18 protein-coding genes are annotated in these 19782 nt (G+C 42.3%); 9 read left to right on the top strand and 9 right to left on the bottom strand.

The genetic code is table 11. The annotated features are described in order from the left end of the window. Positions 1–2: 2 nt before the first annotated feature. From J8Z24_RS17970 to J8Z24_RS17990, 5 genes are all read left to right on the top strand, one after another. Entirely contained in the window at positions 3–1922 is a 1920-nt protein-coding gene (locus J8Z24_RS17970; RefSeq protein WP_252095893.1) for a vWA domain-containing protein, read from the top strand. Then, the gene (locus J8Z24_RS17975) at positions 1916–3547 is read left to right on the top strand and encodes a BatD family protein (protein WP_176033460.1); all 1632 of its coding nucleotides are present in this window, start codon (positions 1916–1918) and stop codon (positions 3545–3547) included. Before J8Z24_RS17970 ends, J8Z24_RS17975 begins: the two co-directional genes overlap by 7 nt. A gap of 342 nt (positions 3548–3889) precedes the next feature. Then, the gene (locus J8Z24_RS17980) at positions 3890–4405 is read left to right on the top strand and encodes a sigma-70 family RNA polymerase sigma factor (RefSeq protein WP_125252788.1); all 516 of its coding nucleotides are present in this window, start codon (positions 3890–3892) and stop codon (positions 4403–4405) included. Further along, positions 4405–5124 (top strand): DUF3379 family protein, encoded by a 720-nt coding sequence (locus J8Z24_RS17985; RefSeq protein ID WP_125252787.1) that lies wholly within the window; start codon positions 4405–4407, stop codon positions 5122–5124. The genes J8Z24_RS17980 and J8Z24_RS17985 overlap by 1 nt, the downstream gene beginning before the upstream one ends. Before the next feature lie 149 nt (positions 5125–5273). Further along, positions 5274–6125: a Tim44 domain-containing protein gene (locus J8Z24_RS17990; protein ID WP_147391226.1), complete on the top strand. Its 852-nt coding sequence runs from the start codon at positions 5274–5276 to the stop codon at positions 6123–6125. A 182-nt stretch (positions 6126–6307) separates the two neighbouring features. Here the strand turns inward: J8Z24_RS17990 and J8Z24_RS17995 are convergent, their stop codons facing one another. Beyond that, positions 6308–7045: a kinase gene (locus J8Z24_RS17995; protein WP_252095894.1), complete on the bottom strand. Its 738-nt coding sequence runs from the start codon at positions 7043–7045 to the stop codon at positions 6308–6310. Between the two features lie 262 nt (positions 7046–7307). Between J8Z24_RS17995 and J8Z24_RS18000 the strand changes: the two genes are divergently transcribed. Both J8Z24_RS18000 and J8Z24_RS18005 read left to right on the top strand, forming a co-directional pair. Continuing rightward, positions 7308–9437, top strand: a complete 2130-nt coding sequence (locus J8Z24_RS18000) for a TonB-dependent receptor (protein ID WP_252095895.1) — start codon at positions 7308–7310, stop codon at positions 9435–9437. After that, the gene (locus tag J8Z24_RS18005; RefSeq protein WP_252095896.1) at positions 9418–9690 is read left to right on the top strand and encodes a TonB-dependent receptor; all 273 of its coding nucleotides are present in this window, start codon (positions 9418–9420) and stop codon (positions 9688–9690) included. The genes J8Z24_RS18000 and J8Z24_RS18005 overlap by 20 nt, the downstream gene beginning before the upstream one ends. A 292-nt stretch (positions 9691–9982) precedes the next feature. On the opposite strand, the gene J8Z24_RS18010 is transcribed toward J8Z24_RS18005, so the two are convergent. From J8Z24_RS18010 to J8Z24_RS18035, 6 genes are all read right to left on the bottom strand, one after another. Then, a complete protein-coding gene (locus J8Z24_RS18010; RefSeq protein ID WP_252095897.1) occupies positions 9983–11992 on the bottom strand; it encodes a TonB-dependent receptor plug domain-containing protein in 2010 nt (669 codons plus the stop codon). Between the two features lie 129 nt (positions 11993–12121). Further along, positions 12122–12382 carry a CBU_0592 family membrane protein gene (locus tag J8Z24_RS18015; RefSeq protein WP_125252825.1) on the bottom strand — a complete coding sequence of 87 codons (261 nt, stop codon included), beginning with the start codon at positions 12380–12382 and terminating at the stop codon, positions 12122–12124. 167 nt (positions 12383–12549) lie between these two features. Further along, positions 12550–12801: a hypothetical protein gene (locus tag J8Z24_RS18020; RefSeq protein WP_125252782.1), complete on the bottom strand. Its 252-nt coding sequence runs from the start codon at positions 12799–12801 to the stop codon at positions 12550–12552. A gap of 6 nt (positions 12802–12807) precedes the next feature. Next, on the bottom strand, positions 12808–13218 hold the full coding sequence (locus J8Z24_RS18025) for a DUF1761 domain-containing protein (RefSeq protein ID WP_128731305.1): 411 nt from the start codon (positions 13216–13218) through the stop codon (positions 12808–12810). Between the two features lie 51 nt (positions 13219–13269). Then, the gene (locus J8Z24_RS18030) at positions 13270–13785 is read right to left on the bottom strand and encodes a response regulator transcription factor (protein WP_252095898.1); all 516 of its coding nucleotides are present in this window, start codon (positions 13783–13785) and stop codon (positions 13270–13272) included. Then, on the bottom strand, positions 13766–15037 hold the full coding sequence (locus J8Z24_RS18035) for a sensor histidine kinase (protein WP_225740809.1): 1272 nt from the start codon (positions 15035–15037) through the stop codon (positions 13766–13768). The genes J8Z24_RS18030 and J8Z24_RS18035 overlap by 20 nt, the downstream gene beginning before the upstream one ends. Before the next feature lie 150 nt (positions 15038–15187). On the opposite strand from J8Z24_RS18035, the gene J8Z24_RS18040 reads away from it, so the two are divergent. Next, on the top strand, positions 15188–16258 hold the full coding sequence (locus J8Z24_RS18040; RefSeq protein ID WP_128731304.1) for a ketoacyl-ACP synthase III: 1071 nt from the start codon (positions 15188–15190) through the stop codon (positions 16256–16258). 119 nt (positions 16259–16377) lie between these two features. After that, complete coding sequence (locus J8Z24_RS18045) at positions 16378–17853, top strand: aminoacyl-histidine dipeptidase (protein WP_147390802.1); 1476 nt, start codon at positions 16378–16380, stop codon at positions 17851–17853. A gap of 65 nt (positions 17854–17918) precedes the next feature. On the opposite strand, the gene J8Z24_RS18050 is transcribed toward J8Z24_RS18045, so the two are convergent. Together J8Z24_RS18050 and J8Z24_RS18055 are read right to left on the bottom strand one after the other, a co-directional pair. Next, positions 17919–19283, bottom strand: coding sequence for a leucyl aminopeptidase family protein (locus J8Z24_RS18050; RefSeq protein WP_252095899.1), 1365 nt, complete (start codon positions 19281–19283; stop codon positions 17919–17921). A 55-nt stretch (positions 19284–19338) separates the two neighbouring features. Next, positions 19339–19713 carry a hypothetical protein gene (locus tag J8Z24_RS18055; RefSeq protein ID WP_125252776.1) on the bottom strand — a complete coding sequence of 125 codons (375 nt, stop codon included), beginning with the start codon at positions 19711–19713 and terminating at the stop codon, positions 19339–19341. Positions 19714–19782: the final 69 nt, after the last annotated feature.

The following is a 19782-nucleotide window of genomic DNA, read 5'->3' on the forward strand; positions in this document are numbered from 1 at the left end:
GCATGGAATTTGAGTTTATTCGCCCACAATTACTTTGGTTACTCGTTCCTTGGGCTATCTACTGTTTGATGCAGTGGTCTAAAAAAAGTAAGCAACATAATAATCAACTTATTGCCCCACACTTAATGAAAGTGGTGATGGGTGAACAAGGGCAGCAATCACAAAAACACAATAACTCTTTACTTGGTGTTATTTTTTCTTTGCTAACCGTTATTGCGGTTGCAGGCCCGAGTATTGAAAAGCAGGAAGTGCCTGTTTTCAAAACACAAGCACCAAGAGTATTGGTGCTGGATATGTCCTACTCTATGTATGCAACCGATCTCGCACCAAATCGTCTTACTCAAGCAAGGTTTAAGACTCTGGACATGCTGAAGTTATTTCAAGAAGGTGAAACAGGGTTGGTTGCTTACGCAGGTGACGCCTTCACTGTGTCTCCGTTAACAACAGATGTAGCAACACTAGAGAATTTAATTCCAAGCCTTCGCCCCGAAATCATGCCATCAAAAGGTTCTAATGTTTATGCCGGTATCGAAGAGGCAATCAACCTATTAAGTGGTGCGAGCGCAACCTTTGGCGATATTATCTTAATTACAGATGGGCTCGAGCAAGAGGATGCCGAGGACATTCAGGCGTTACTGGCTGATAGTCCTTATTCACTCAATATTTATGCGTTGGGTACAACTCAGGGCGCGCCGATAAAACTTCCTGACGGCGGCTTCTTAAAAGACCAATATGGTCAAATTGTAGTACCAAAACTATTCACTACTCGATTAGAAAAGCTTGCGAAAGTCAAAGGCGGTAAGTTTGCCACGTATACGACCGACAACAGAGACATCAACACATTTAAACCTAGCTTAGCGTCGAACGCTGCCATCGTTAAAACTGAGCAAGAAAGTGCCAAGTGGCGTGTAGATGCCGGTGTATATTTGCTTATTTTATTGGTTCCACTGGCACTTTTATTGGTACGGAACCACGCAATTATGCTCAGTGCTTTGCTTGTTTTTACTTTATTACCACAGCAAAAGGCTGTAGCCAGTGAATGGCTACAATGGTTTAAAAATAACGATCAAAATGCCTTACAAGCCTATCAAAATGAAGCTTTTGAACGAGCGGCATCAGCTAATGACCCTGTTTTAAAGGGGGCTGCTTTGTATAAAGCAGGCGACTATGAAGGAGCGGCTTCGGTGCTAAATCAAACTGATTCAGCACAAGGCCAATATAATTTAGGTAACGCGTTGGCGCAGCTGGGTAAGCTGGATGAGTCTATTGCAGCATATGACAAAGCGCTAGCCATGAACCCCGACTTCACACAGGCAAAGGATAATAAAGCCGTCGTTGAGGCATTAAAAAATCAGCAAGACCAACAGGGTCAGCAAAACCAACAAGGTCAGCAAGACCAACAGGGTCAGCAAGACCAACAAGGTCAGCAAGACCAACAAGGTCAGCAAGACCAACAAGGTCAGCAAGACCAACAAGGTCAGCAAGACCAACAAGGTCAGCAAGACCAACAAGGTCAGCAAGACCAACAGGGTCAGCAAGACCAACAGGGTCAGCAAGACCAACAGGGTCAGCAATCAGAGAGTCAACAAGAGCAAAATAATAATGAGCCGCAGCTAGATCCATCCATGCAACAACAACAAGAAGCAGATCAGCAAGCACATGAACAAAGCCAACAACAGGGGCAAGCTGTATCTGAGACGGACGCAGAACAAACACCGCAAGATGAACAAGCACGCAATGCCGCCATGGTGCAGGAAAGTCGACCTCTGACACCTGAAGAAATTGAAAAAGCACAACAGCTCAATCAGTTACTCAGAAAAGTACCTGACGACCCAGCGATATTACTGAGAAATAAAATGCAATTAGAAGCACAAAAACGTAAACAAAGACGTCTACCGAGAGGAGTTGAGAAATCATGGTAAAACGTATTTTATTTTTGCTGTCTTTGTTAATAATAAGCCACAAAACGCTAGCTGTGGATAATCTCACCGCAAGCGTAGACAAAAATCCAGTACTTGCGGGTGAGTATTTTACCTTGTCAATCGTCGCGCAAGGAAAAGTCAAAGGCACAATTCCAGATGTGTCAGCTTTGAGTAATGACTTTGTCACAAGCCCTGTAAATACCAGCTCTCGAACGAGTATCATCAATGGCAGTGTTGCTAGCTCAACAACCTGGCAAATGCAGCTTGTGGCTCGCTCCCCAGGAACCTATACCATTCCCGCGTTCGAAGTTGATGGCGCAAAAACGCAGCCAATCGAAATCTCAGTCGTCGCTCGTGAGGATCAACAGCAAAGCAAAGATATTTTCGTCAAGACTGAACTAAAAGCACCTAACCTTTATGTGCAGCAAGCAGCGCTTTACACCGTTAAGCTGTATATTGGCAAGGACTTACTAGATGGCCAGCTGAGTGATCCTATCTCAGATGGTGCTACCTTTACACAGTTAGGTAAAGCCAGTGAAGAATACGAGATTGTTGATGGACGACGTTATATGGTTTTGACGCGTGAATACATGATCCAACCGCAAAAAAGTGGTGACTTCACCATCAAGCCGCCAGTATTTAATGGCCAGATCAGAGATAATTACCGCCGTATGGCTACCTCTGCCGTTGGCGATAGCATTGACTTTTCAGTATCCCCTATCCCGGCCGATGCCGCCGATACGTGGTTGCCAAGCGAATACTTAAATTTTTCCGAGGAATGGCAACCTAATGAGTCAACCTTTACCGTTGGGACTCCAATCACTCGAACATTAACCCTAACCGCTGTAGGAGTAACAAAAGAGCAGCTTCCAGATATTCAGATAGAGGATACCGATGGATTTAGAATTTATCCTGATACTTCCGAGCGAAAACAAATTACCAGAGATGGAAAAGTTATCTCGCAACTGATCGTTTCGTTTGCCTATCTGCCTCAGCGAGCTGGTGATTTTGTTTTACCTGAAGTCACGTTACCTTGGTTCAATACCATTACCAAGCGCGAAGAAATTGCTACATTGGCGAGCAAATCTCTGAGTGTAGTTCAAGATCCAAATCAACCCGTATTACCACTAACACCAAAAGTGACTCAGCAAACGCGTAGTAATGAGCCAAGTCAAGCGGTGTCGACTTCAACACAACAACACACAAGCTATACAGTACCGCTGTGGGTATGGGCTTTAGCAGTGAGCGGTTACATAATATGGCTAGTCACATTGATGTTCTGGTGGAGGGCATCTAAATCAACAGTGAAACAACAGCCAAAAATGAGTCAGCAAACCAACTCACAGCCTTTGATTTCGTTTGAAGAAGCCGTTAAACAAAACAGCACAAATGCGTTTTATCAGGCACTGCTCAACCATACTAGACAACAAAACATGTCTATGGCCAAATGGTTGCAACAACAGCCTGAGTCGTTAAAAACGCAAGTGAATGAGTTGCAACGTTCACTTTACAGCAACACCCAATCTAGCGTTGATTTATCCGCTTTATTCACTGAAGTAAAACGGAGTATCAAGCAAGCAGCGGACAAAAGATCTAAACAAGTACTTGATACGCTTTACAACTAAGCGCCTAGCGGCGCTTTTTTATTCTTTACCACTTTTGTTTGATAATAAGACTTAACCAATTTGCAGGAATAAATCTGACGCTAACAGCATTAAAAGTTTCTTATTTAAAACAACTAAATAGCAAATTTTTCTTGCCTAGATATATGTACATATCTCAGCATCAGCAGGGTACGAAAACGGTGTTATCGACAAGATTTTTGCCTCAAATTAGCAAGCTTAGTTAAGCTTGTTGGTATAAAAATAGAGCAGCGATCAGCAACACAAGAGAGTATTGCTGTTATGCTTAATAAAAATAATTGGTTTGTGATGAAATAAACCAGCCAAAAAATAGGTCTCATCAATATGGCCACTAAACAACATCAGTACGAGTCACTGGTGCGGGCATACCACAAAGAGCTATATAAGTTCGCTTATTGGTTATGTGGAGATCCAAGCATTGCCGAAGACTTAGTACAAGAAACTTTTTTACGGGCATGGCGTGCGCTTGACTCTTTACAAGACGAACAAGCCGCTAAGCCTTGGTTATTAACGATTTTAAGACGAGAAAATGCACGTCGTTTTGAGCGTAAACAATTTGACTATGCGGAGGTGGAGCAAGATACCTTAGTCGATGATAGAAGCTCAGCTTTAGATGACGAAATGGAACAAACTGTAGTGCAGAGACAAATAGCGAGCTTATCTGCTGAATATCGAGAGCCATTATTACTTCAGGTGGTGATGGGATGTTCAGGTGAGGAAATTGCAGAGATTTTAGAGCTGAACAAAAATACAGTCATGACAAGATTATATCGAGCCCGTAACCAACTCAAAGACGCTTTAACGACTAAATATGAACCAGTAAAGGGGGCATCAAACTAATGGATGAACTCGAATTTCGACGTCGCCTTGTTGCCGATCCTCAAGATGAAGAGGTAGCAAAGTACGCGTCACAACAACCCGAATTGCAAGCGCAACTAGAAGATATGCGCGATTTCGATAAGTTTTTAAGTCATTCTCTGGATATTGACGTTCCAGATGGACTTGCTGAAAGAATTATTGCAAAGCAGCAATTGCTGGAGGAAGAACACGACAAGGTAACGCATGTTTCATGGTTTAGGCGTATTTCAGCCCCACTGGCGGTAGCCGCTAGTATGCTATTTGCTGCTGTGATTTTTTATTACGGTGGCTTGGCACACCCAACAGATACAGCTGAGCATGCGCTTGCACACGTCTACTATGAACAAAATGCCTTGGAAAAGCAGGAAAGTGTTCCTCTTCAGACAGTTAATGAAAAATTAGCAATGCTAGGAGGTAAGTTCGATACTTTACCGGGCAAGATAGTTTACGCAACTTTCTGTAACTTTAAGGGGCAAAAAAGCCTGCATTTGGTGATGCAATCAGAATTTGGCCCATTGACCGTTTTTGTAGTGCCTGCAGATCAACAAAGCACACAAGATCAGAAAGACAACTTTAGCGACAGTCGTTTTGAAGGGCTAATCGCACATCATGAAAAAGCCAATACTATCTTAGTCGCCAACCGTGGTGCACCACTTGAGAGGTTCCAAACTGAGGTAAACAACTCTTTACGTTGGCTGTAAACCAACCAGACACCACAATGAGCTAATTGTGGTGTCTCAAGATCCTTACTAAACCACCAAAATTCAAAATAAATTAAGACACAGCCCTATTCAAATAGCAAAATGACTTCTTTACAATGTTGTTAGTTATTTTTGTATATAGGAACTTTATGAAACATTTCATTGTGTTATTTTCACTTGTTTGTTTTTTATTCACAGCGAGCTTTGATGCTGAAGCAAGAAAAAAGTTTGGTAGTAAAAGCAAAGGCAAAACTCATCAAACTCAAACTACTCAGCAAAAGCAGCAAACGGACACCCAAGCTTTAAATGCAAAATCAACAGCTAAACCTAAGTCAAACAAAAAAGGGATTATGGCAGGTGTGCTTGGTGGTTTGTTAGCTGGTGGGTTAATTGCTGCAATGCTTGGTGATGATTTCGAAGGATTTCAATTCCTTGAAATGATTCTATTAGCAATCGCTGCATTCATTATCTTTAAACTAGTGAGAAGCATGCTAGCTAAAAAGCAGCAACCAAGCTTTGCAGGGGCTCCACAAATGGGTCATCCGAGCACCCCATCTCAACAGCCACAGCAATTTCAAAGCAACGGTGCCACCAGCGGTGGATTTGGCGCTAACAGTGTACCAATGAATCTACCACGAGATTTTGATGTTAACGGTTTCTTACAGGGTGCCAGACAACACTATCAAACCATTCAAACGGCATGGAATCAAAACGACTTTACCACGATGGCTGAGTACCTAAGCCCTGAACTAGTTGAAGAGTTTAAGCGTGAACGTGAGCAACATGGTGATGTTAAGACAGAAGTCATGTTTGTAGATGCTTCGCTTGTTCGTGCAGACACAACTGCCGATGTATGGGAGATCAGTATTAAGTTCACGGGTAAATATCGTGACCTTAATGATATGCAAGAAGAGGCTATTCTTGAGATCTGGCATTTAGAGCGCAAAACATCAGGTGATGCGCCTTGGCTAATCGTCGGCGTTGAGGACTTAGCTGAATAAGCGAGACCAAAACCTGTATTTAATGCCAATTAGTCTTAATACATGATCAATTTGAAGGAGTAAATCTGACGCTAGCTGCGTGAAAGACTTCTTATTTCGAACAGCTATCGACACGGTTTCCTCGCCTCAAAATAGAGCGATTAATTAAGGTAATAGGTATAAGATAAGCAGTCTAAGCTCGGTTAATTGCCGAGCTTTGTTTTTATCTCAAGCACTTCCCTATTTTCTCCCAGCTTAACCTCAATATCAGCGGTGTTAGGAAGGCTTAATATCCCCCATTCAGACAAGCGTTGAAAGGGCTGGATAAATCGCTCAACTTCATCATCTCCCATCCCTTTTCCCGTCATCGCTTTTAGCATATGCTCTTGTTGTAATCGCCAACGATATACCCTATCAAAGCTCAGCCCATTCAAATAAATTAACGTATCTATTTGTGAAAAAATAGGTTGATACTGTTGATGTAAAATTTCATTTACTTGTAGACGAAATGCTCCATCTGCATCGTATTGCCGCTCAAAGCGATTAACTGGTAATACTAACTGGTTATGCTGTTGTGGGAATTGTCCAATGCACCAACCTTCAATAATCAGTACCTGAAGTCCAGCAGCTACAGTTCGCCATTGTGATTTTGGTATTTTTCTGTCTATTGACTTGTCAAATATCGGAAGGGTTATCGCTCTTCCTTGTTTAAACTGGGAGATAACTTCCTGTAGTAGAGCCACATCATGTGTTCCCGGCAATCCTCTTTGCTGAAATAGTGAGTGTCTTTGCGAAGCTAGGATCGCCCGCTCCTCAGGGTCTAGGTAAAAATCATCAAGAGAAACATGCTCAGAAACAATCGCAGATCCTGTTAACTGTTTACACAGCACCTGGCTCAGTGTCGATTTTCCCAACCCTTGAATACCAGAGACTCCTATCAATAGCGGCTTTGTCGAATTAAATATTCCAAAATTTAACTAGTTCTTCAGCCAATTCCATATTTTTACCCTTACCAGCCCGATAAAAACCTTATTTGCATTATAAACTTAACATGTTCCCAATACACCTAGGAAAAAATAAAGTTACATTAAACTTGAATAATTTACATTAATAAATTATTTTTACCTGCTATTGATAATATGGCAATAGTATAAATATCGGTACTATTGCTTATTTCACATAAAAATAATAAAGGAAATCACAATGAAACCACTGGGTAAAATACCATTTGCTAAGAGCACTATTTGTCTTAGCATGCTAGCTGCATCATCTAGCTTTTACGCCACCGCCGAAACACAGTCTGATGACGGTGCCAATGAACAAATCGAAAAGATTACCGTAACCTCTCGCCGCAAAGAGGAAACTATCATTGAGATCCCGATGCAGGTTTCTACTATCTCATCAATGGACATCGCTGATCGTAACTTAGTATCAGCTGAAGATTTCTACAGAACCCTCGCTGGCGCAGCCTCCCCTAGAGGTCAGCTTATTTTACGTGGCCTCAGTGGAGGTAACACAGCATTTCCTGATACCACTAGTGTATTTGTGGATGATGTTCCTTTCACGTTTGAAAATCTAAACGACGTAGAACGAGTGGAAGTACTGCGTGGGCCACAGGGTACACTTTATGGCTCGAATGCCATCGGTGGTACCGTGAGGATAATCACCAAAAAGCCAGTACTTGATGAGTTTGAATTTTTCGCGTCAACACAAATTGGAAGTGAAAAAGATGTTGATGGCCTGCACCGCAACATTTCAATGGGCGTTAACATTCCTCTTGTTGACGATACATTAGCACTGCGAGTCAGTGGTAATACAGAGCATGAACGTTACCAAATGGTAAACATGAATACCGGCGTTCAAGGAAATGCTGATAGAGGCTTCATACGTGGCCAACTGTTATGGCAAGTTGATCCTGAAACTTCTGTTACTCTAGGTTATGCCCATACAACTTTCAGCGATACAGGCACAACAACAGGCGATCGTTCTACACCTGGTTATTACTGGGACTATAGCTTGACTGCAAATGAAGAAGCAGATTACGGGTATGATGTTGACTTCTTTAAGGTTTCTTGTCCTGAAACTGCTGAGCGTCCACAATGTAACGCCGGCAGTGCGCCTATTGCTAACAAAGGTGTACCACAAAAATACCAAATTTGGGACTTAATGGACCCATGGTCTGACGCAACGAATGACCTTTTCACCATCAATATTCAGGATGACAACATCTTCGATATTGCTTCATTAACTTATGCGGGCTCTCATCGCACCTATGAAGAAGATAGTATTCAGACTTCATGGAGCCGTTTAGACGCGTCAGATATGTTCCGTACTTGGATCATTGATCATCGTAAATATGAGCGCGTGACTCATCAGCTACGTTTCCAAAATATTGATATAAATTCGCCTCTATCTTGGACTATCGGTGCTTACTATGATGAAGTAGAGTACGGCTTCGATCCAAACTATCAAAATCAATACCATGAAAAAGGCGACAAAGTATCAGCACTTGCATTGAACTGGTGGGGTGCAGATGCCACTCAAATAGGTATAGATACGTTTGGCAATCCACAAAACAACTGGAATCTTACGAATATTCGTGACTACACCGAAGAGCTTGCTTTCTTCGCTGATGTTGCATACGAATTTGATTTAGGGGACTCTGGTAGCCTTGAGGTAAATGGTGGCGTTCGTCGCTTTGAGCTTAAAGATGGCTCTCACTATACACAGGAAGGTATTTGGGCTACTTCTGAAGATAACTTAAGCGGTGAAGAGTCAGGTAATCGTTATAAGTTTAGTGTTTCTTACCGTCCGACTGAAGAAATGTCTGTATACGGCTTATATTCAGAAGGATATCGACCAGGTGGTAACAACGGTCCATTAGCAGCATCATGTGAGGCAGATCCACTTGCTAAAAACCGTAAAGACCGTTACACGTCTGATGCTATCGAAAACTATGAGCTGGGCTTTAAAGCAAGCGTACTTGACAGAAAGGTCGACTTCTCAGCGGCAGTCTACCGTATTGATTGGACAGACATAAAAACCTCGGTATACATGGACACTTGTGGTTTCTCATACACAGCTAACGGTGGTGAAGCAAAGTCTGAAGGTTTCGAATTTGAGTCAACAGCTCGTTTAACTGACGACCTAACGATGTCATTCAACACGTCATATACAAGCTCTGAGATCACACAAGATAATGAGTCTATCTCAGCAAGTGCTGGTGATAAAATGACAATGGTACCGGAATGGAATGCGTACCTCGCGCTTGATCAAAATATTCAATTATTCGGTAAAGATGCTTACATCCGAGGTGAATACTTCTTTCTATGATGAATATAAAACCCACTTCAACGTTCGTGATGAAGATAAGACACCAGCGTATAGCGTATTTAATGTGTCTGGACGTATTCAGTTAAGCGATAGCTTAAAACTTAGCGTATTCGTCAACAACTTATTTGATAAAGAAACTGCAACATACATGCGTGCACGCTCGAGAAATGCCAATAACTCGGCAGCTCAAGAATACATTAACTACCTCAACGGTCGTACAATTAGCCTCCGTGTTGATTACACTTTCTTTTAAGAGATAACAAAAGTGCCACCAGACTGGTGGCACTTTTGTTCTTTTAACACAGCCCTTTCTTGCTAATTCTCTCTATCTTTTACCAATTCTCTTAATTAAGTAGTCTATTTTGAGGCGAGAAAATCTTGTCGATAACCCCGCTACCGCGTCCTGCTATCGCCAAGGTACCTACCTCCGTGTAGGCAAGACAAAAATTTTGCTATTTAGTGGTTCTAAATAAGAAATTTTAACGCTGTTAGCGTCAGATTTACCCCTTCAAATTGAGCAAGCACTAAGTCAAATTGGTATTAGATTAATTAAAGTTTTTAATATATTGGATAGATAAGTTCCGCCCCTGTTGTGGCACATGACCATCAATGAGTCGGGGGTCAAATACTGTAAACTTTTTATCGAATAAATTTTCTGCTTTCAGTTGAATTTTAGCGCTGTCATCTAGGTGAAAAGAAGCTGTGCCGCCAATTAAGTAGTAACTCGGTTGCTCAAAATCGTCAATTGGCGATTCAGGTGGTGCTGACATAAATGTGCTATCACGCCAAATTGCGTTCAACGTCACTTCCACGGACTCTTTTTTGTACGTAAAGGCAAGCGCCGAAAACTTTTTAAAGCTACCATTTAATGGCTCATCAAATAACTGTGTGTACGCAGCTTGAACCCAAGTAGTACTACTTAAGTTTATATTGGCATTGATCTCAATACCTTGCATGCTGGTCTCGAAGACATTGTCAAAAGTGAACTCTGCCTGTTCATCATCTATTGGCACTAAATTAATGAAGTCTTCCAATTCGTTATCAAACAACACGACATCAAACTGCTTAGACTCGTCTTGATAGTGCCAAACAAGCTCTGTTGTTTTTACATACTCTGACGTTAAATTTGAATTCCCCGTCGTCACATCATCATTAGAGTTCAATTCATTACTGACAGGCGTACGGAATGACTCGCCGTACTGTAGTTTCAGCGTATTTACACTGTTATAACTATATACAAAAGCAAGCCTTGGTGAGAGCTTATCATCAATGTCTTTGACTTCGTCATAGCGAACTCCAGCAAACATACTAAGTCTATCGTTAAAAAGATATTTGGACTGAACATAGCCTGCATATGAGTCAAAATCTTGAAGTAACGGGTAAAATGGCGCATATTCCATGATAGTCCGAACACCACCTAGATAATTACGATTATATATAACAATATCGCCTACAGTTTGATCATAATAAGTTGTTCTGACTCCTGCTTTGCTTTGTTCTTCCTCTGACAACTCAATACCAAAGTTCCAGTGCAATGTGTTACTCTGTTCAAAATCACCATCTAAGTTGTAGGTTAAATCCTTTGACTGCCAAGCAGGTCCAACTAAAAAGTCCCCTCCTTGAGTGATCCCTATTTCGTCAGCGGTAACGATCAGCCCAGCACTGTCAATATTATGTTCGATAAAGCTCACGGTGTGCGTTAATTTTAGTCGCCCTGAGAGTTGCGATTGATAAGCTAATATCGCAGCATAGTTTTCGCTTTTGTGCTCATTTTCACGAGAATAACGCGCTAAGTTAAGAAATTCATCAAGTTGAGTTCGGTTATATCGAATTTGCCAGCTCAGCGCTTGTGCTTTCCCACCTACCGTAATGAATAGTGACTCCAAAGGATCCTTAACGGTGCCAGAAAAGTAGTCCTCTCCAGAGCGTTTATTGAACCCGACGTTAGCGTAAAGTTCATTCTCATCAGCTAGTTGTGTAGACAGATTTATTGCAGCCTGAACACCGCCATGCTCTGCGTATCCAATAGACAACTGGTTACTTTGCTTTTTGGTTATCACATTCATAACACCAAGAAAAGCATTACTACCATAAAGCGCAGAGCCGGGGCCTCGGATAAATTCAACTTTATACACAATATCAATAGGAATGAACGGCGTATAGACGGACGCTTTACCAAAAGATGACTCATTCAGTCGCTGCCCATCAATCATCACCAACACATGTCCCGTATCTAAATACACCCCACGGGTATGCTCTTTTGGTACAGCGCCGACCCAATCACCTCGCGTCGACTGAAACCCAGGCACGAAATTCATCAAATCATATACATTATCAACACCTAAACTATTTATCTGTTCTGAGTTGAATACTGTAATGCTAGATGGGACTGAAGCTCTAGTCTCATCGGTTTTCGTGGCTATTGAGACATTAACATTCAGCAACTCTTCAAATGAGAGTTGATAGAGATCTGAACTTGTCGCTTCTTGCTCTGCGACAGCGGTAAGAGGAGTTATAAACAGCGCAACTTTAATTAAGGCACTTAAATTTTTCATATATTACGAGCTCTATGTTCCCACACTTCACTCGTAGCGTTAGAGTAATCTAACCTACGTAGCAGCATATGATTAACTTAATAATACTTGCTCTTTGCTACTACGCAAGTTTTTGATTAATCTTTTCTTTTAGGCTGCTGCTACCTTTTTAGCTTTAAAATACTTAAACAAGCCTATAAGCGAAGCTGCGATCCAAAATAGCTCAATAACAAAGCTTGCTAAGTTAAAGTTATAGCAAAGGCTAATAAGCAAAAGAATCGCGCCAGTTAAATTCATCAGATTGTAGGTTAAACTCTCTGGTGATGCTTTCTCAAGCTGCAACATAAAGAACGCACCTACGACTAGGAAAGTACCGCTCATACCTATAATATCGAACATTAAATCGATCATGTTTTTTCCATTTTGCAAGACCCAATAGGCTGGCCCAGTTCCATGGGAAGGGTCGCTTTCATTCATTGAAACAGCAAAGACAAACGGCGAGATAGTAACAAACTAAAAAAATCAGGACAGGACATTTGTCTGTCTTTTAGCGAGAACTAAAAAAAACATTAGCGCCATTATTTGAATGTGACTTTTCCGCCAATGATTTTCAATGCAGGAGCTCCACGAACGAGTGAATCACGGGCAAACACACTGCCACAACTTGGGCAGCTTGTCTGCTCCGCTGTAAAATCTTGACTTATACGTTCTTTGAAACACTTCACTAAGCTTCCTTTTCCGCCTTTACGATACTTAAACAACTTTTGTTTGCAACTGGCGCAAAAAATATCGACTGTTCTTACTGGGCCTTTTTTGTTTGGCTTTGCCATCTTCCTTTAACTCATTATACGTAACACAAACGCGATAAGTGTGAACTGTAACATATGGTAGCCGCCGTTGACTAAAAACAACTTCAATGGACGCTGTTCAAAGATATAACTTATTCCTAGGGCACTCGCGACAAAGCAGATCCCAACTCCAGCTCCAAAGGCGGTAGCACCAATCAATGAAAATGATGGTGCAATTACCATCGCCATAAATACGCTAGCTAGCAGCGATAACAAAAACGCCATACCAAATGTCATCTTTGGGTCGCTTGTTTGTAAATCTAACTCGGTAAGTCCACAGCCCTCTAGCCACGTTTTTTGAAATAACACAGGTGAATACCAAATCCCGCCCAACATGAAGGACGAGAGCGCAGCAAGCAAAATAGCCCATAGATTCAATGCTTCAAATGAGAGTATCATCGACTGACTCAGCATATTTCAGTTTAGTTAATAATCAGTATATGTGAAAACTTACTTATAAGCAGGTTTCTTTTGTAATTTCCTCTGTAATGTTCGTCGGTGCATATTTAGCTGACGTGCGGTCTGTGATATGTTGCCGTCATTCGCCTTTAAAACCTGTTGAATGTGTTCCCATTCAAGCCGCTCTGGAGACATAATTTCGGCTTCAAGATTGTCGGTTTTTTCACCCAATAAAGTCTGTAAAATCAAGCTTGTGCTTGCTGGTTTTGTGAGGTAATCATCTGCGCCAAGTTTGATAGCTTCAACCGCGGTGGCAATACTAGCATAGCCTGTTAACAGTACCACTTTAGAGCATGGATGATGCTGTTTGATTGTGGCGATAAAATTAACAGAGTTTGCCTTATCCAGTTTCATATCTAATAAAAAGTAGTCAAATGAGCAAGAATCAACTGCTGTTAACATCTCATCTATAGTTGTGACATGCTGAACAGTTAACCCATGTTTTTCTAGCCGACGCACAAGCGTTTGTGCATATGGCACATCATCTTCAACGAGTAATAATTTCATCTCTCACCTTTGGTAATTTGATAGTGCACTTTGTTCCGCCTGAGATGCAATTTTCTATCGCTAATTGTCCACCAAGCCGCTCTATTGTGGCGTGGCTAAGCAGGACAGCCATACCTAACCCTGACTCACTATTCACCACATGCTGTCCAAGCTGCTTGAGCTTTTCTTCATCTATGCCCAATCCACTATCAAGGATCGTAATACGGTGTTCTGAGTCTGTTGAATTTAGCTTTATCTTGATATCAACTTGACCAGCTTGCTCGTTCGCTCTAACACCATTACTGATCAGATTCAAAATAGAAGGCGCGAGCATGGGATCATCGGTTAACTCCCCTTCGAGATTCTCTAATTCAAAATGAAAGTGTTGGTTTGGAAACTGTAAGCTAACTAGTTCGCTCAACTGCTCAGCAAAGCGTTCAATGGTAATAGTTATTTTTGATGCTGACTTTAAATACTCGGTGAACTCTCTGAATACATCAAGCTGCTCCTTACAACGGAATAGTGGCTCAGACATGTCCGCTACACATGGCTCATTAGGATAAAGTTCATCTAACTCCTCATGTAACAATGCCAAATGCGCAATAGGCGTAGCTAGCTGATGCGTCGCTTGTGCAGCAGCGCTTCCTAACGCAATAATTTGTTCCTGCTGTAGCTGTTGTTCTCGCAGTGACGCTATAGCTCGCTCTTTCTTACGATTTTGCTTTACCAATAAACTCACAACAGTTGCCACAACAATGATTGTAAAAGTAAAGTTTACCAACATACCTAGTAGGTGTGTCGACATATCCATATGATGCACATGCTCATGGGACATTTTTATGTACAAATAAACGTAAGCACCAATCGCACTTGCCGATACCACTAACATATTCAACGTCGGTATTGTTACCGCAGCAATCACTGTTGGCAGAACCAACAGGGATACAAACGCATTGGTAGCTCCCCCTGTCAAATCCAGCAAAATAGTCAAAAATAGAATATCTGCTAGCAGCTGCATCGTCATACCTATCGGCTCAGCCTCTTTAGTATGGCGGTAGGCGTAGATACTCAGTAATTGAAAAACCGACTCAGCTGCCACAACACCGACCACAGCAACAAAGTCAAACTGCTTGCCAAATACCAGCGCTGCAAATAACAACATCAGTATTTGTATAACAATTGCCACTGAGCGCAATAATAAAAGTTGCCCCAATGCAGAGCTTGGTGAAAACGCAATGTTCATCATATGGTTTGAGTTTGACGGTTTTATCAAAATTATACCGAATTTAGTTAAAATTACTGTGATTAATATCAGTTAATCACGTCTTAGTCGATGGCATGTATCGCTTTTATGGCAATACCATGAAGGATTTGGTATAAATGAAAAAATTGGCCGACTGGTCGGATTAGATTAAGAGACACTATGGTTTACGCAAAAATCACAGGCTGGGGGAAATGTATTCCACCAGCAAGCATTAGTAATGACGAAATAAGTACTGTCGTTGATACAAACGACGAGTGGATAAGCACAAGAACAGGGATCAGATCTAGACGTGTCAGTCATGTTAGCACTGCAGATCTCGCTACGGTTGCAAGCCAACATGCACTGGCCTGTGCTGGTGTAGATGGCAAAGATATTGACTTGGTGCTACTTGCAACTTGTACCCCTTCAACCATGGTTGCAAACACTGCTTCTTTGGTACAGAAAAACATTGGCGCAGTTGGTGCGGCAGCATGTGACACTAACGCTGCGTGCTCCGGCTTTTTGTACGCATTACAAAACGCTACAGCTCAAATCCAAGCTGGCATGATCAAAAAAGCGGTTGTAGTAGCCGCTGAACGCATGACTTGGTACGTTAACTGGGCAAAGCGTGACAGCGCAGTTTTGTTTGGTGATGGTGCTGGTGCAGTCGTTTTGGAGGCGAGCGAGGAGCCTGCGGGCTTACTTGGTACCAAAACAGGGTGTGATAGCTCAGATCGCAGCATTCTTCACATCCCAAATTATGGTACCGACATGGATCGCTGTGCGGGTACTGGGCCGTCGGATCTGTCGTTTGAAGGCCGTGAAATTTTTAAGCGTGCCGTAAAGGGCATGAGTGAAGCTTGTGATGACGTATTAAAACAAGCTTCACTATCGTTAGATGATATTGATGTACTTATCCCTCATCAGGCAAATCTTCGTATTATTCAAGCCATTCAAAGTCGATTGGAAATCGCAGACGATAAAGTAATGGTTAATATCGATAAATACGGCAATACATCTGCTGCAACCATTGCGATTGCACTATGTGAAGCTGTAGAAAATGGCTTGATCCAACCACACGCAAATATCATGTCAGCGGCGTTTGGAGCAGGCTTAACATGGGCCGCAAGCTATCTAAAATGGGGTGATAGAGTAACCCCAATTGCCAGCTCTGATGCCAGCCTACCTCCTTGTGATAAAACCGGACTTGAGTTAATTGCACCTGCGGTTGCGGTAAGTAGAGGTCAGTAATCGCCTATTTTACACTCAAGCCGTACTCCTTAGGTAAAGTATGGCCTGAATAACTCGATTTTGCCCTTGGGTGGATGGTAACATTGTTGCATTATTACCATCCACCCAAGGAGTTCACTGTGCTTAAAGCGCATACAGAAGTCAGCCAATTAGAACCTCAAGCCATTTGGAAATTCTTTGACCAAATTTGTGCTATCCCTCACCCATCAAAACATGAAGAAGCATTAGCAGGCTTCATTGTTGAATGGGCCGAAAGTAAAGGCCTAGCAGTTCGCCGTGACGAAGTTGGTAATGTGTTCATTAAAAAGCCAGCAACCGCTGGTATGGAAAACCGCAAACCCGTAGTGCTGCAAGCACATATTGATATGGTGCCTCAGAAAAATGATGATACTGCTCATGATTTTGTTACCGATCCTATCAAGCCATTTGTTGATGATGGTTGGGTAACCGCTACCGGCACTACATTAGGTGCTGATAATGGTATTGGTATGGCATCATGCCTTGCTGTACTGGACGCAGACGACATCAAGCACGGTCCACTGGAAGTATTGCTCACCGTTGATGAAGAAGCTGGGATGAGTGGTGCTTTTGGCTTGCAGTCAGGCTGGTTAGACGGTGAAATCTTACTCAACACAGATTCTGAGCAAGAAGGCGAGATCTACATGGGGTGTGCAGGAGGAGTCGATGCCTCAATGACGCTACCGCTTGAAAGAGAAGCAATACCTGCACATCATCAAGTTTTCGAGCTTTCTCTCAAAGGCTTACGCGGCGGGCATTCAGGCGTTGACATACATACTGGACGCGCAAATGCTAACAAACTTTTGGCACGTTTTTTAAAGCACCACATTGCAGATTTTGACTTCAAACTTATTGATATTAGAGGCGGCTCGCTACGCAATGCGATCCCTCGTGAAGCTTATGCCATGGTAAGCTTTGACAGCAGCAAGGTTGACCAATTTCAGTCTCTAGTTGAACAATATGAAACCACAGTAAAGCAAGAGCTTAGCGCTATTGAATCAGGGATCACTTTTGCACTCAACACCATCGATAACCATCATTTAGCACTCACAACAAAAAGCCAAAGCAAAGTATTAGCATTACTGAACGCCTGCCCAAATGGCGTTATTCGAATGAGCGATGATATAAAAGGGGTTGTTGAGACCTCTCTTAATATGGGGGTGATTTCAACCTCAGAGAAAAACCTTGAGGTGCTTTGCTTGATCCGATCATTAATTGATTCAGGCCGAAGTGATGTCGAAGGTATGCTACGATCACTCGCTGAACTGGGCGCAGCCGACATTGAATTTAGCGGAGCTTATCCCGGCTGGAAGCCAGATCCTAACTCGCAAGTTTTGGCGATATTCCGCGATATGTATGAATCTATCTACGGTGAGAAGCCGCATATAATGGTGATCCATGCAGGCCTTGAGTGTGGTCTATTTAAAGAGCCATACCCAAATATGGATATGATTTCTTTTGGCCCAACCATAAAGTTTCCGCATTCTCCTGAAGAAAAAGTAGAGATCGCAAGCGTAGGTCTGTATTGGCAACAAATGAAAGGAATACTGGAAAATATTCCAGAAAAAAGCGTTTAATTAATAAATAAAAGCCCAGACGCTTAATCATCGCTGGGCTTTTTTACAACAGGTAAATAAAGCAGTTAGCTAAACTTTTTCTCGAGATAGCTGAACATCGTTCTCAATCCGAGCGCCTCACCGCCGACCGGCCTACCCGGAAGTGCTCTTAAGTTCCACGCCATAACGTCGAAATGAAGCCAAGGTGTAGTTTGAGGCTCAACAAATTCTTTTAAGTAAAGTGCCGCAGTAATAGAGCCACCAAATGGCGTTGAGCCACAGTTGGCAATATCAGCTACATCACTCTTAAATAACGCTTTATATTGATCAAATAGCGGCAGCTGCCAAATTGGATCGGCATTGCTCAGCCCTATTTCCATTAACTCAGCAGCAATTTTTTGATCTGTCGAGTAAAAACCAGGAAGCTCAGTTCCCAAAGCAATGCGACATGCACCGGTTAACGTAGCAAAATCGACTAAAAGCGCTGGAGATTCCGTTTGTGCTTCTGCTAACGCATCGCAAAGCACCAATCGCCCTTCCGCGTCAGTATTGTCTATTTCAACGGTGATACCTTTACGTGTTTTTATCACATCTCCTGGTCTAAAAGCATTACGCGAAACAGCATTCTCAACCGCAGGGATAAGCACGCGTAACCGCACCGGTAATTTTGCTGCCATAACCATATTAGCAAGTGCAATAACATGGGCAGCACCGCCCATGTCTTTTTTCATATTGCGCATACCAGACGCAGGTTTCAGGTCAAGTCCACCGGAATCAAAGCACACTCCCTTGCCCACAAGCGTCAATTTAGGGTGCTTATCATCCCCCCACCGTAAGTCTAATAATCTTGGCGCATTATCACTGGCACGACCAACCATATGAATAGTCGGATAGTTTTGTTCTAGTAATTCATCACCAACAATTTGATTAAAATCAGCATCATATTGCTCAGCAAGTTCTGACATCACTTCAGCCATATGCTGTGGCATCATATCTGCGGCAGGTGTGTTTACTAAGTCACGAGCAAGGTTTATCGACTCAACTGTCGCTTTGACTTTGTGATAAGTCTGCTCATCGGCAATAGCCAGCTTAGCAACAATAGGTGCAAGCTCTTTGTAAGCGGCAAACTGGTATGCACCGAGCAAAAAGGCAGTAGCGTTAGCTTCAACCAGCTCCTCAGCAACATCTAGAGTGTAAGTGCCTTTTGGTAGTTGTTTAGCAAGATTACCTAAAGCCCAAAAATCTCCCTCTTCTTCAATCAAAACGATGACTCGCTCAACCTCATTAGAGCCTAAAGCGGGAATGACAATCGTTTTTTGTGACTGAAGTTTTGCAGTATTAATAAGTAATTGAACGGTTTCTGATTGCTTTGCTTGCCACGATACTAGGTCTGTCGCGGAAAAAAGAGAAATGGGTGTACCCATAGAAGAGTGAACGACTAGATTGTTCATGTAGGCCTCAAATTTATAATGTCCTTACGTAGATTAACAAGCCTAAAAAGAAAATTCACGAATTCTTGGTATCTGTCGGCTTTTTTTTCAAATTAAAGGAGCTTGGCAACACATCGACCCCCACTAAGCTACCTACTTTTACAATAATTGGAATAGTGATAGGAGCAAAAGGCAAAATCGCAAATACGCCTAGTCCTAGGCCTTTCAGTATATCAACAAGTTGTGCGTTAGCAGTCTTTAGTTCAGTCCTATCTGCTTTTCCCAAGGTGTAGCGTTTATAAATTTCAAGCATTTCTTTGGTTTCTTGCTTTTCTTGTTCAAGGGCACATTTAAGCGCAACCATAGCGCGGCGTAATCTGATCTGCTGCCGGCGTTTACTGATCCGAGCAACGCGCATCGGTGCTTTGTGAACAACTTTGATCAGTTTCATTCATTAACTCAAAAATAGTGATAACCCAAGTCTATCAAAGTTTACGCGCTTTTAGCTATTAGCCATTAG

Source organism: Pseudoalteromonas sp. SCSIO 43201 (genome assembly GCF_023716725.1).
GTDB lineage: Bacteria > Pseudomonadota > Gammaproteobacteria > Enterobacterales > Alteromonadaceae > Pseudoalteromonas > Pseudoalteromonas peptidolytica.